The following is a 12994-nucleotide window of genomic DNA, read 5'->3' on the forward strand; positions in this document are numbered from 1 at the left end:
GTCACGCTACTTGTCTCACTCAATTCCGCCCACGACTGGGGGATGATCGGCGAGTTGCCGACGATCGAAGAGGCTGTTGAGCGTCGGATCTCCGCCACGATCACCCTCGCAGAGGCCACGCGCCTGGCAACGACCTAGCCGCTCGACCCGGCAGACATCCGGTTGTGCCGACGCCTGCACAACCAGATCCACGACATCCAGCCGTGCCTTCCCAACATGACATCCGCTGCTTTGGCTGGCGAAGTGCAGGCCTGGATGGATCTCAAGCCCGCGCTTCTCCGGCGGTCAGGGTCCAGAAGTCGGCGGACGACCGTGACTACGCGTTCGTGCTCCAGGCGAAGGTGAACGGCGAGCAGGTCCACGGCTGCGACTTCCTCCACCTGCAGCTGAGAGCTACCAGGAATGGCTCACTACGCGGTACGCGCATGCCGGATCGCGCACATGAATTCGTCGTTCTTGCCCGGGAACAGACTCTGAAAATTGCATACCTCTTGTAACGATGAGGACCGACTGCCCGAAGACCAGGAGATGGCGGGTCACCCTCTGGTGGCCGGTTTCGGGATGTTCATTGGATGGCGGCGATATGGACAAGAACAGCCTGATTGGAGATTTCCGGCTCCGTGGTCGCGCGCGGCGGTGTCTGGAGGACGGCCGTCTGGTCCCATACTTCGATCGAGGTCTAGTTCAGGCGGACAAGGTTTTCGACGAGCTTATGAACGGTGATTTCATAAAAGCTTCAAAAAAGCTCGACTCCTATGCCGACTATCGTTTGGCCTGTGAGGCGGAGGCCGAATCCGAGCGCTCCATAACGGAGATCATTGATTCTGGTGCGGTGAACCGCAAGACGGTCTACCTTGTGGCCAGCGTGATCGCCTGGATTCTGATACTGATTACGGAGATATTCAACGAGGGAACGCCTTGGAGCTTCCTAGCCTTCGCGGTCGGGGTGGCCCCTCTGTTCCTTGCTGGAGTGGAGTTCCGTAAGGTTCTCGAAAGAAGGGGTGAAGCGAGCACGCTGCGGACCACGCTGTTTTTCGGTGCAGGCCTCTTGGTGACCCTGTCGCCCTATGTGTTCTTTGATATGGAGTGGCGCCTCATCAAGCTACCCGTCGTGTTAGTGACCGCATGTTGGAGCGGGTTTCTTCTCGGGAGCGAAGCGACACTTGGGCAGTTCGCGAATACGATCTACCTGCCGGTTGCGATATATGAGCGTCAAAACGATCGGAAGAGAGTGGACGAGACAAGAGAGGATTGGCTCGATGACGCCATCGAGAACGCGATCCTTCCGCACGCAATATATGTCATAAATACTTTCTTGGGTGACGACCATGACAAACTGCTGGTCGAGCAGGACTCTGAGGGTCTGAAGAGGCTTCATGATCCGGAACTGACCGTGTCCACCGGTTCTCAGAGGCGCGTCGAGGCAGCTCTTTCGAGGGTGGATGGCGGCAGCATAGCCATTTCTGGACCCCGCGGTGCGGGTAAGTCCACGCTGCTGCGAGTGGTCTGCGGATCTCAGGAGGGACTATGCGTTTATGTCGCGGCCCCGGCCGAGTATGTGCCGCGAGACTTTCTCGTCGAACTGTTCCAACGGATATGTGAAAGCTATATTGAAGATCAGGGGTATGACTCCACCATATCCTTGAGCCGGGCTGGCATCCGCAAGAAAAAGGCGTTTCGCGTTCTACGTGACACGTCGTTGACCACCCTGCGGTCGGTGATCGCAATCGGCCTGATCGGCCTCGTGATGTGGTCGCTCTACGTGGAGTTCCGAGTACTGCTAGAGGATGTGATGGCGACGTCACTTAAAGAGCTTCGCGAACTGTGGACTCGGGTGCCGGCGGCGTGGGAGGAATATTGGGTGGCAGTGCAAGTGATCATATTCGTCCTTGCGCTGATTCTTTGGCCTGGACGTCGCAGGTGGCGCGACCTGAGGCGTCATTCTGAGCCACCTCTGGTCAATAGGGCGAGACAGAATCTTTTCCGATTGCAGATAGACCGGACGACGACGCTCGGCTCCAGCGCCGGACTGAGTGGTCCCATGGGTGCGAGTATCGGATTGAGCAAGAGTGCGTCCTTGAAGTACCTTCCCTGGACCTTTCCGGAGTTGGTCGGCAACCTGCGGCGTTTCATGGAAGCCGTCAGTGAGGAGCAGAGACAGGGTGGGAAACGCCTGGTCGTTGCCATCGACGAAATCGATCGGATCGGCTCGACGGAGAACGCGGAGCGTTTCATAAGCGAAGTGAAGGCGATCTTCGGCGTGGACAACTGCTACTTCCTTGTGTCGGTCGCCGAGGACGTCGGTGCGGCTTTCGGCCAACGATCGATCCTGGGCCGCTCCATGTTCGAGAACGCGTTCGATGAGGTTGTCAGCGTAGAGGCGCTGTCTCTCGAAGAGTCGCGCGAATTACTCCTGCGCCGGGTTCCCGGGTTCACCACGGCCTTCGTGTTTCTCGTCTACTCCTTGTCGGGTGGGCTCCCGAGAGAGCTCATTCGCGTCACCCGGCGCTTGGTCGAGATAAATCAGGACCTGCGCTCTCCCGGGTACTCCCCTCACATTGAGGAGTTGGCGAACGCTCTCTTCAAGGAAGAGTTGACCGAGGTGCTGATCGGCGCGCGGAATCAGTTGTCTAAGCTCACACCCTCCCCGCGGTGGGCGCCCGCCTTCGATCTCATGAGGACGACGATAAATTCCATACGGGCCGAGCGTGAGGGGTCTCTCGATTCGTCTATCGCACACATTTCAACGCTTGCTCATCTGAACATGGTTCCGCACGAGGTCATGGCTCCGTATGACGGCTCCACGGAGGCGGATGGAGGCGGGACGAGGGAAGTTGATCAGAGGATCCATGATGGAATCTCGCGAGTGTCGTCGTTCGCCTTCTTCGGATTGACTTTCGCGGCGTCGTTCTCTCGCGGATGCTTTGACGTGGACAAGGCGGAGCGGGAGTGGCGGAACAATGCATTCGGCTCGCACGAAGAATTGGCTTCGGCCAGGCGTGAGCTCAGCATTTCGCCGTCGGCGGGCAGGCTCGTGGTCGAGCGGTTTCGTTCTGCATGGAACATCACATAGAGAACCGCTCCGCATGTCCCGCTTACATCGAAGCGGTGAGGAACCTCGCGACGGATCAGTAACTCGTGAGGGGGCTCGGGGCATGGACACTCTCTCCTGCACGCACCACCGAGTAGCGATTACCCCCGAGCAGCGTGCTGGGGCGAGGGTCGTCGCGCTCCACGGGCACCACCTGAACGCTAATCCACTGTCCCTGCTGGGGAATCGGGACGTTGAGCTCGCGCGCGATATGGGGGTGGCGATCCTGATGACCGAGGATGAGAATTCCCTCGGGCAGAAGACTCTTGCGAGCGTCGCGAACACGTTTAGGTCCGTCGTCCTGTTGGGCCACCGTCAAGACGACCTCGCGACGCACGATGCGCCGTTGCACCAGGCGGAACAACTGGTTCACGCGCTGCTGGCCGCTGTTGCCCCGTCCCTTCACTCCGGGTGGGTTGAAGATCGCTTGGCGCGTAGCCTCTGGAAGCTTGAGAAGAAGGTTCTCGGGAAGCCGTCCGTGGTGGACAAGCCAGCGAATTCTGGAGCGCGCCGCAGCCAGGATCTCTCTCTTTCCGTCCTGGTTGCCCTTTCCCGGACTGAGAACATCAGGCGTGGTACGCAGTAACCCCGCCGAAAAAGTTCCCCGGGTGTCGTCGGCATGCATGAGTAGACAGATTTCACCGACCGCCTCGCGGGGAATGGACTGCTTGACCAGCCCTTTCCCGGAGAACTTCGCGTCTACCTCATGTCCGTCGATGAGATAGTCCATGTGGCGACCGCGTTGGAGATTGAAAGCCGCCTGGCAGATGATCTCGACCTTGGTGCCGAGGTAGGTTCTTTCGGTCTTGACGACGGTCTTAGCGGCGAGGTCGAACCTCCCTGTGCGTTGACCGTCGAGCACCTCGTCGATCGACTGGCGGAGGATCTCACCGAATCGGGCCTCCAGATTCGAGTGACCCTCGAACCATGACGCGACGGCATCGAGCGCATCGTCCCCAGTGCCTATGGCGGCGGTTTCAACGACCGACCGCGAGCGCTCGGGAAGCTCGAAATCAAGGGTGTCTGCCATGGCTGGAGTTTAGGAGGCCGCCGAGTCAGCGATCAACAACATGGACCCGGGTGTCCCATTAGGCCTCTTCTGTCACCGGTGTGGCGAAGGCAAGCCTGTAAACGAACTCCGCAAGCGCCTTGGCGAGGTTCGGTGGGACGGCGTTGCCGATCTGTCGAGCCACCTCGATCTTGCTACCCTCGAAAACGAAGTCGTCCGGAAAGCTCTGGATTCGTGCTGCCTCCCGATGAGTGATCGGGCGGTCGGCGGTGGGGTGAAGGTATCGACCCTTCTCTGGTTTGTAGAACTCAGTTCGGATCGTGAAGCCGGGGCGGTCCCACCAGAGCCGTCCCATCACGTCCGTGGTGCCAGTCGGCTTGTTGGCCCAGCAGTTCGGAAGGAGATCGGGCCGGTTGCGAGCCAGATCAAAGCGGTTGCCGCCTTCTGGAATGGCGCGATACCGCTCCAGGGACTTCTGTGTTGGATTGCGGCGGATGTGTAGATCCTGACCCCCATCGGGGCGTGTTCCGATCTCTGTGATCTCTGGTGTCGGCGAAAGATCTGCGATCACATCGCGCAGGGTGGCGTACGGCGTCCCGTCCTGGGACTCAGGCCCATGCGTGGGAGGGGGAGGCCAAGGCACTTCCTTGAGTCCTCGGATCGCAACGAGGATGCCACGTCGCCTTCGCTGCGCGACGCCGTAGTCGGCGGCGTTCAGCACACCGTAGTTGTAGCCGTACTCCTTGAGTTCCTCGTCGGTGTCCAGCAGTTCAAGTAGCTTGGCGAACTGCGCAGACTTCTGGAACTCAGGGACGTTCTCGATGACGAATGCCTTGGGCCGCACTTGGCGGACGGCCTTGAGGTAGTGCTGCCAGAGCTCATTGAGCTGAGCACGACTCTCATCGTCTCGGTCCCGACCAAGAGGACTGAATCCCTGGCATGGTGGGCCCCCGATGATGATCTCAGCCGGTGGGTAGTCGTGGACTTGCTCGATGGGGCCGTCGTGGACGCGACAGTCGAAGTTCAACTTGAAGGTGCGTGCGGCGGCAGGTTCGATTTCGACCGCGAAGATCGGTTCATAGCCCAACTCGGCTTGCTGGAACCCGAGAGCGAGACCGCCGGCCCCTGCGAACAGGTCGATCGTCCGGATCTGCTCGGTCATCGATCTCCCCCTGTTGGAACCCACAACCACGCAACTATAGGGGTCGCCTCTCCTGCTGGCACCTGTGAGGCCTGAGTCTTCCACGTGCCGGAGGATCACGGAGGTGACTTGAGAGACAGTGAACACCCTTTCGGCTAAAAAATCGAGCAACTGTTCGCACAAGGTGTGGACTGGAGTCCGTAGTACAGACGCGAGCCGAGGCCGTACGGTTGACCTTGTGACCAGATCCGTGGTGTCGTGGGCCTCAACTGAGGCCACGAGGGCGAGCATGCGGTCCAACAAAGGCCGTGATACCAAGCCTGAGCTGGCGCTTCGTCGTGCCGCACACGCGCTCGGACTGCGTTACCGAGTCGCGTACCGCCCGATCAAAACCGTGCGCCGTACGGCGGACCTGGTGTTCACGAAAGCGAGAGTCGCTGTCTTCATGGATGGCTGCTTCTGGCATGGGTGTCCCGAACATCACACTGTGGCCGTCACCAACGCGACTTTCTGGGCGGAGAAGGTCCGGCGAACGCGAGAGCGCGACGCGGAGACTGACCGCCTGCTTGAGGAGGCCGGCTGGCTGGTTGTCCGGATCTGGGAACACGAGAACAGCGCGCGGGCCGCCGAACGTGTGGCCGAAGTAGTGGCCGCTCGCCGGTCCGGTTTCCCGCTACAGGTAACCACAGGCGTGTAGGTCTCCGGGACGGCTTTCACAACGACCGATGGATGGGGCTCGTGGGATTCCGTTCTCCACAGGTTTATGGGCGCCCCCGCTCAATCCGACCTCTTCTGCACCTACAAGTTCTGGGCGATCACCTCACGTACCACCCGCTCGGCGGCGCGGTGTCGAAACAAGACCGATGAAGACGGCGAGCCATGGTGTGGACGCCGTCCAGCAGAGCCTTGCGCTCCGCGCGGATCCGCTTGGCCCGTCGTAGGGAGTCGGTGATTTCGACTCTGCACTCGCTCGAACGCAAGCCGTGTCCGTCGGTGCTCCGCTTTGTCATCCTCCCCAACGCCTGACTGTTGCCCTTCTACTGGGATCCATCGGGACTGCCGGCGGTGGTGAGGACACCTGACATGGACGAGATGAGCGCGAAACAGGCGGTGCGGCTGCTCGCATTGCGGTTGCCGCTCTGGACCGTCTGGTACGGCCAGCACACCGGCTACTTCTGGGCGGTGCCAGTGCGCGAGATCTTACAGCGGCTTCGCACATCGAGTCGCGCACGGCCGATCAGTTGGAGCGGCAAGCCCAGGCGATCGAGTGGCAGGTCAGTGCTCGGGGCCGGGTTGTGTGACCTCTGCTCGCCGGTCGGATGCCGAGGCCAAATGCGCGACCGTCCGGAGGGATTCGATCATGATGCAAGATGAGGCGCTTGCGGACCTCCGGCGCGAACTGGATGCCCTTGGGGTCTTGACCGAGGATCGAGATGTTCTCTACTTGAGCGAAGGAGACCCAGTCCTCAGTCTTGCTCCGGCACTCGTCGTCTGGGTGAGTCTCCGGCACGGGTTTCGCTGGGTGGGCCGGGGTTGGTCATGGGAGTCGCATCCGCTGGACGACGCGGCTGGCGCCGCTCGCTTGCTTGCGCCGCTTCGCCAGGAACGCATTCGCGACCTGACCCAGTGCACTCCGACCGAACGCCGCCCAGAAACCGCGCCCGCGGAAGGGTGAGATGACGAGGGGCCGAGGGGCCGTGTCCTCGACCCTTCAGGCCAACGCTCCACAGTGCTACCAAGCGCCTTTTGGGCGTGCCGCGTTGTTTTAGTCGGATCAAAAGCCATATGAATTGGCGAAAGTCTTATTTGTAGAGGAGGCCGCACATACATATTCGCCTAGCTCATAAGATGGGCGGCTGGTTATAGACCTGTAGCTCGAAAGATAGGTCGACCCGTCCAGAGGTCCAATCTAATCTGGCAACCTTACGTAGCGAGTTGATTCCCCTTAGTAAGGATTGCTGGTCAGTGAGGATCGTTCCGCCGTGCCAAAAATGGATGTTGCGCCGGGTAGGGGCCCTCGCTGCTGCAGCCATCGCTGTGACCGCATGCCAGGCAGGCGACAACGCATCTGAGCCCGTTCGTACGTCGGCGCCTTCCGTCACGCCTTCGCCTACGCCGTCTCGCTCTGTGGGTGAGGCCACGGTCGTGGCCGCTTACCGCGATCTCTATCCCGCCGGTCAGCGCGCCGAACATGCCCCGCCCGAGGAACGCAGAGCCATCCTGGATGATGTCGCCACGCAGCCGCTGCTGGACCGGATGCTCCGCGGGATTGCGGCGCTCCGAGTGACCGGACGCGTCACCTGGGGCGCACCCGTCATCCACGCATTTGAGGTAAGGATCGAGGAGGACCGGGCCACGCTCCACGACTGCCAGGACGGCTCCAAGGCCGGCCAGGCGGACGACAAGACGGGAAAACATCTCACCCGCGGCTCGACCGGCACTCACTTGATCGCCAACCTGTCCAAGGGAACGGACGGAGCGTGGCGGATCTCCAAGGTGGAACAGGTGGATGAGCCTTGCTCGCCGGCATCCTGAGTCCCGTTCTCGTGGTGGCGCTGAGCACAAGCCCCTTGGGGGACGGGGACGAAGTGAAGGTGCACACACAGTATGCGGGCTACATCATTTCTGGAAAGCAGGTGTCTCGCCCGGCGGTCGCGAGTACGCACGCTAAGGGGTCACGTGTCACGTGCAAGTACAGCCGCTGGTTTGCCAGTGGCAGGGTGAATGGTGGCCTTGAGTTCGTGGACCCCGGTAGTAACCCCTCCGGGAGTCCCACGGACAGGGGAGCCTACTACCTGGTCGAATGTTCGGACGGCTACCGCGATGTCGTGCGGATTCCGAAGGGTCGCGACGCTGGAGTTACGCCTGAGCAGCTCGCTCGCCGGGCATACAGGCTCATCCCCGTCACATCGCCGAAAGTCCTCACCGCGCCGCCACGCGGCCACGATGGTCTCGTCGGCCTTCCGCACTGGTTCTACCTGGCGAAAGGGGAATGGGCAGCCAGGTCAAAGCGGCTGAGGATCGGCGGCGTCTGGGCGGAGGCCACCGCAGCACCACAGAGGATGACCGTCAGCCTCGGCGACGGAAAGACGATTACCTGCGATGGTCCCGGCGCCGCATATGACCCAACCAAGTCGGCTGACGAGCAGCATTCCACCTGCTCTTACCGATATCTCCACCCACGGAGTGCCTACCAGGCGACTGTGAGCGTGACGTGGGGTGGCACCTGGCACGGCTCCGGTGGAACGGGAGGCACGCTACCGCCCATCACTCGATCGGTCACGTTCCAGATTCGCGTCGTCGAAGCGCAGGCCCTCGTCACGAAGGAGTAGTTCCATGCTCCACCGGCTTACGCCGAACCTGGAACAGGGTCACGTCTCGCACGTACGCCCACTCCCAGGAAGACGCCGCCCGATGATGCTCGTGGCGAGCGTCGCGTTGACCGCTTTGGGTGCGCTGATCGCCTGGGAGGTGTACGGCGTCGCCGGCCATCAGACGCCTGTGCTTGTCGTCGCTCGTGACGTTCCCATCGGTCAGCAGCTCCAGGTGCAGGACCTGAGAACCGTGGCCCTGGGCATGGATCCCGCGGTCCGCTCGTTCAACGCCGCCGACAAGAGCACGGTGATCGGCAAACGTGCCGCCGTGGATCTAAAAGCCGGCAGCCTCCTCTCACCCGATCAGGTCGCCGAGACTCTCACTCCGGCACCGAACCAGGTCGTCGTGCCCCTCGCGATGAAGGCGAGCCAGCTTCCGGCCAGGGGTATCCAGCCCGGCGATCGGGTGGTTGCCACCGCCGTGCTTGCCGGTGCGCAGGAAGGGCAGAGTGGCAGGTCGTCCGTGGATCATTTCGCCCAGGTAGATCGTGTCGGCCAGGCAGACGCTGACGGGTTCATCGTGGTGGACCTCGTCGTCCCGGCACAGGACGGTACGGCTCTCGCCCGCCAAGCGGCCATGGGGAAGATCGCTATCGTCCTTCAATCCAGGGCGGAGTGACGCCATGCTGATCGTGCTCTGCTCGGGCGGACACAGCCCGGGCGTAACGACGACCGGGCTCGCCATGACCCTCGCCTGGCCGCGAGAGATCCTGTTCGCCGAATGTGACCCCGCTGGCGGCAGTCTGCTGTCCGGATACCTTCTTGGCCAGCCTCGAGAGCGCGGGCTGGGCGAGTGGGCGGTTCAGCTGCGGCGTGGAGCCGATCCCGAAGCCGTGCTCGGTGAGCAGGTTTACCACCTGGCCGGCGGCACCGAGAGTCGACGGATCCTTCCCGGCCTCGCCGAGCCAGCTCAAGTTGCGTCGGTCCAGCCGCTCTGGCCGGGCATCGCCGACACCCTCGCCGCGATGCCCGGTGACGTCATTGCGGACATCGGAAGGGCCGGCGGTTCCGATACGCCCACGCCGTTGCTGACTCGCGCGGACCAGGTGCTCGTCGTGGCACGCCCCACCCTCATGGACCTGTCGGCGGTGGCGCCGCGTCTTCAGGAGATCAAAGCGTTGCGCGGTCCCCGGCTTGATCCGCGCGTTTTGCTCGTGGGCGCCGGGCCGTACAGCAGGAAGGAAGTGGCCAGAACGCTCGACGCGGAGGTAGCCGACCACCTCCCGCATGATCCGCGGGCGGCCACGGTTCTGTCCCACGGCACTGGCAACGAACGGTACGTTCCGCGTTCCCTCCTGCTGCGGGCTGCCCGCTCGCTCGCTGAGGACCTCCGAGCCCAGTTGGTACGGGATGAGGTGGCGGCGCGATGAGCTTCGATCCGGTGAGTGCGGTGCGGGAAATCCTGCCCAGGGTGACCGAGGCACTCGACGGCGCGGGCGTGACCGGTGACGACGCCATACGTGAATACGCGAAGGCGGCTATCACCGAGCTGGTTCGCGAGTATGTGGACAGACATGCGTTGGCGGGCAAGCGTGTGCCGAGCTTGGTGGAGGAACGACTTCTCGCTCAGGCTGTCTACGACGAGATCTTCGAGCTGGGACGCCTGCAGCCGTTCGTCAACGATCCCGACGTGGAGAACATCGACGTCAACGGCTGTGACCAGGTGTGGATCACCTATTGCGACGGCCGCAAGGTTCTCGGCCCGCCGTGTGCCGACAGCGACGAGGAGCTCGTGGAGAACGTCCGCAGGTGGGCCGCGTACCAGGGGCAGACCGCTCGGGACTTCTCCATAGCCAGGCCCCGCCTCCATCTGTCGGTCGGGCACCGGACCCGCATGGCTGCCCTGATGGGCGTCACGCCTCGTCCCTCACTGTCGATCCGTCGGCACGGCATGCTCGACGCCGATCTTGACGACCTGGTTCTGAACGGCACCGTGGACAAGGGGCTCCGCGCGTTTCTCGGAGCCGCGGTGCGTGCCCATAAAGACATCGTGATCACCGGTGGTATGGGGGACGGTAAGACGACCTTCGCCCGTGCCCTCGCCGGGGAGATAGACCCAGACGAACGCATCGCCACGGTGGAGAAGGAGTACGAGCTCTTCCTTCACCTCCAGATCGACCGCCACCGCGACGTGCTCGCCTTGGAGGCCCGCGAGGGCAACACCGAGGGGCTGGGTGCGATCACGATGCACCAGCTCATCGAGGACGCGCTTCGGTTCAACGCCCGCCGCATCATCGTCGGCGAGGTGCGCGGCGATGAGATGGTGCCGATGCTGGAGGCGATGAACACCGGCGGCAACGGTTCGATCTGCACCATGCACGCCGACTCGGCCGACCAGGTGTTCGCCCGGATGCTGATTCTTGCCGGGTCGGGTGGTCTGGCCATCGCTCCGGACACGTTGTTTCGCACGATCGGCATGGCTGTGGACTTTGTGGTCCATCTACGCCATGAGCTGTGCCACGGCATGGACGGGCTGGTCAACCGCCGCTACGTCGCTGAGGTCAACGAAGTGCTGCCGCCGGGCGACGGCATGGAGCCCGCCGTCAACCATGTCTACGTCCCCGGACCGGACGGGCGTGCCGTACCCAACACGATCCCGCAGTGCATGGACGAGCTCGTCGCCGCGGGATTCGACTCGGACATGTTCGTGTCCCGCGCCTGGAGCGGAGGCTTTTCATGATGCAGTGGCTCGCGGCGTTCGCTGGGGCGGCGCTGGTCGCGGGGCCGCTGCTTGCCATCGCAGGAGCTCGCCGGGCGCCGGTACGGCCGCCGCGCCCGTCGCGTCGTCGGCTACTGCGGATTCCGCCCATCCCAGCGGTTTCGGCTCTGGGCGCGTTCGCCCTGACGTTGTGGGTGACGAGCTGGCCGGTCGCTGCGGCCGGGGCTGCGGTGGGCGCCGTGGTGTTGCCGCGCATGCTGACCAGCCGTGAGACCGCCCGGAGCATCGAGCGGCTCGAAGCGCTGGAGGCATGGACCCGCCACCTCGCTGACGTCCTTGGAGGCAGCGCGGGCATCGAGGAGGCGTTGCAGTCCAGCGCGGATAAGCCGCCGCAGGCGATCTCGGCCGAGGTTCGAGCACTGGCGCGACGGCTCGCATTCCGCACTCCGACCGAGCATGCTCTTCGGGCGTTTGCCGATGATCTGAACGATCCGACCGGAGACGTCATCGCCGCCGCGCTCATCCTGGCAAGCCGGGCGCGAGGCAGGGGGATACGTGAGGTATTGCAGGGACTGGCGCGTACGGTCGCCAAGGACGTGGCGGCGCGGCGAGAGATCGACGCCGAGCGCTCCACCCACCGCACCACCGCCCGATGGGTCATCGGCGCACTGCTCGGCTACACCGCCTTCGCGCTGCTCAATCGAACCTACGTCGCACCTTTCGGCACCCTCAGCGGACAGCTCGTGCTCGCCATCGTGATCTCCCTGTACGCGGGCGCCTTCGCGTGGCTGTACCGCCTGGCCAGGCCACCGAAGGGGCATCGGTTCCTTAACCCGTCGGGAGACCCTTCGTGATCGGACTCGTGCTGGCTTCCGGCGCTCTCATCGGTCTCGGTGCGTCACTCGCGGTCGCCGTGGTGTTTCCCGCTCCTCCCGCTCTCGCACCCGCGATGGAACGGCTCAGGTCGGGTGCGAGCCGTCGGGCATCGGAATCGGACCTGCGTACGCGTGCGGCACAGCGGCTGGCACGAACAGTGGTTGGTGCCCGTGTCCCGCGTGCGGATCTGGCGTTGCTCGGCAAGACAGCCGAAGACTACCTCGCCCAGAAGGGCATGATGCTCCTGCTCGGGGCGGCCGGTCCGGTCGTGTTCTGGGCGTGGTGCGCGCTGCTTGGTGTCGTCCTGCCCTGGACGGTTTCCTGGGGAGCGTGCCTGGCCTTCGCCGTAGCGGTGTTCTTTGCTCCGGATGCATCGGTTCGCGGCCAGGCCGCTGAAGCCCGTAAGGCATTCAGGCAGGCGATCGTCGCGTATCTGGATCTCGTGGCACTCGCCCGCGCCGCTGGCGCGGGACCCGCTGACGCGCTGGAGTCCGCGGCGAAGGTCGGTGGCGGGTGGACGTTTCGGCGGCTCGGTCTCGCGCTCGATCCGGCACGACGCGGCACCGGTAGTGCGTGGGACGAGCTGACCAAACTCTCGGAGGAAGTCGGGGTTCCCGAGCTCGCCGACCTGGCGTCGATTGCGGGGCTTGCGGGCACTCGGGGAGCGAGCATCCTCGACACCCTCATGGCCAAGGCCCAGTCCTTGCGTGAGGTGGAGTTGTCCGCCGAGGTCTCCAGGGCCAGATCCCGCACCGAGACGATGACCGTTCCGATGGCGTTGTCCGTCATCGGGTTTCTGCTGCTGCTCGGTTATCCCGCGTTCGCGCGTATGGCCGGTGGCTGA

The 12994-nt window shown here is 63.3% G+C and carries 11 protein-coding genes; 9 read left to right on the forward strand and 2 right to left on the reverse strand.

The features are described 5' to 3' along the window. Window positions 1-583 precede the first annotated feature (583 nt). Window positions 584-3073 (forward strand): P-loop NTPase fold protein, encoded by a 2490-nt coding sequence (locus Pth03_RS05805; RefSeq protein ID WP_203943081.1) that lies wholly within the window; start codon window positions 584-586, stop codon window positions 3071-3073. 55 nt (window positions 3074-3128) lie between these two features. Here Pth03_RS05805 and Pth03_RS05810 read toward each other — a convergent pair whose 3' ends face one another. Together Pth03_RS05810 and Pth03_RS05815 are read right to left on the reverse strand one after the other, a co-directional pair. Beyond that, window positions 3129-4121 (reverse strand): NaeI family type II restriction endonuclease, encoded by a 993-nt coding sequence (locus Pth03_RS05810; RefSeq protein WP_203943082.1) that lies wholly within the window; start codon window positions 4119-4121, stop codon window positions 3129-3131. A gap of 58 nt (window positions 4122-4179) precedes the next feature. Next, window positions 4180-5262, reverse strand: coding sequence for a DNA cytosine methyltransferase (locus Pth03_RS05815; RefSeq protein WP_203943083.1), 1083 nt, complete (start codon window positions 5260-5262; stop codon window positions 4180-4182). 232 nt (window positions 5263-5494) lie between these two features. Here Pth03_RS05815 and Pth03_RS05820 point away from each other — a divergent pair, with 232 nt between their 5' ends. From Pth03_RS05820 to Pth03_RS05855, 8 genes are all read left to right on the forward strand, one after another. Continuing rightward, window positions 5495-5938: a very short patch repair endonuclease gene (locus Pth03_RS05820; RefSeq protein WP_275413044.1), complete on the forward strand. Its 444-nt coding sequence runs from the start codon at window positions 5495-5497 to the stop codon at window positions 5936-5938. 1430 nt (window positions 5939-7368) lie between these two features. Then, entirely contained in the window at window positions 7369-7776 is a 408-nt protein-coding gene (locus Pth03_RS05825) for a hypothetical protein (RefSeq protein WP_203943085.1), read from the forward strand. Beyond that, window positions 7758-8573 (forward strand): hypothetical protein, encoded by an 816-nt coding sequence (locus Pth03_RS05830; RefSeq protein WP_203943086.1) that lies wholly within the window; start codon window positions 7758-7760, stop codon window positions 8571-8573. Before Pth03_RS05825 ends, Pth03_RS05830 begins: the two co-directional genes overlap by 19 nt. A gap of 82 nt (window positions 8574-8655) precedes the next feature. Continuing rightward, window positions 8656-9234, forward strand: coding sequence for an SAF domain-containing protein (locus tag Pth03_RS05835; RefSeq protein ID WP_203943087.1), 579 nt, complete (start codon window positions 8656-8658; stop codon window positions 9232-9234). Window positions 9235-9238: 4 nt separating this feature from the next. Further along, window positions 9239-9985 (forward strand): MinD/ParA family ATP-binding protein, encoded by a 747-nt coding sequence (locus Pth03_RS05840; protein WP_203943088.1) that lies wholly within the window; start codon window positions 9239-9241, stop codon window positions 9983-9985. Then, window positions 9982-11295, forward strand: a complete 1314-nt coding sequence (locus tag Pth03_RS05845) for a TadA family conjugal transfer-associated ATPase (protein WP_203943089.1) — start codon at window positions 9982-9984, stop codon at window positions 11293-11295. Before Pth03_RS05840 ends, Pth03_RS05845 begins: the two co-directional genes overlap by 4 nt. Continuing rightward, window positions 11292-12128, forward strand: a complete 837-nt coding sequence (locus tag Pth03_RS05850; RefSeq protein ID WP_203943090.1) for a type II secretion system F family protein — start codon at window positions 11292-11294, stop codon at window positions 12126-12128. The genes Pth03_RS05845 and Pth03_RS05850 overlap by 4 nt, the downstream gene beginning before the upstream one ends. After that, window positions 12125-12994 (forward strand): type II secretion system F family protein, encoded by an 870-nt coding sequence (locus Pth03_RS05855; RefSeq protein WP_203943091.1) that lies wholly within the window; start codon window positions 12125-12127, stop codon window positions 12992-12994. Before Pth03_RS05850 ends, Pth03_RS05855 begins: the two co-directional genes overlap by 4 nt.

It is taken from the genome of Planotetraspora thailandica (assembly GCF_016863335.1).
Lineage (GTDB): Bacteria > Actinomycetota > Actinomycetes > Streptosporangiales > Streptosporangiaceae > Planotetraspora > Planotetraspora thailandica.

Coding starts and splice junctions, on each gene's coding strand:
- Pth03_RS05810 (WP_203943082.1), bottom strand. CDS start 4,121: ATGGCAGACACCCTTGATTTCGAGCTTCCCGAGCGCTCGCGGTCGGTC.
- Pth03_RS05840 (WP_203943088.1), top strand. CDS start 9,239: ATGCTGATCGTGCTCTGCTCGGGCGGACACAGCCCGGGCGTAACGACG.
- Pth03_RS05845 (WP_203943089.1), top strand. CDS start 9,982: ATGAGCTTCGATCCGGTGAGTGCGGTGCGGGAAATCCTGCCCAGGGTG.
- Pth03_RS05850 (WP_203943090.1), top strand. CDS start 11,292: ATGATGCAGTGGCTCGCGGCGTTCGCTGGGGCGGCGCTGGTCGCGGGG.
- Pth03_RS05815 (WP_203943083.1), bottom strand. CDS start 5,262: ATGACCGAGCAGATCCGGACGATCGACCTGTTCGCAGGGGCCGGCGGT.
- Pth03_RS05805 (WP_203943081.1), top strand. CDS start 584: ATGGACAAGAACAGCCTGATTGGAGATTTCCGGCTCCGTGGTCGCGCG.
- Pth03_RS05835 (WP_203943087.1), top strand. CDS start 8,656: ATGATGCTCGTGGCGAGCGTCGCGTTGACCGCTTTGGGTGCGCTGATC.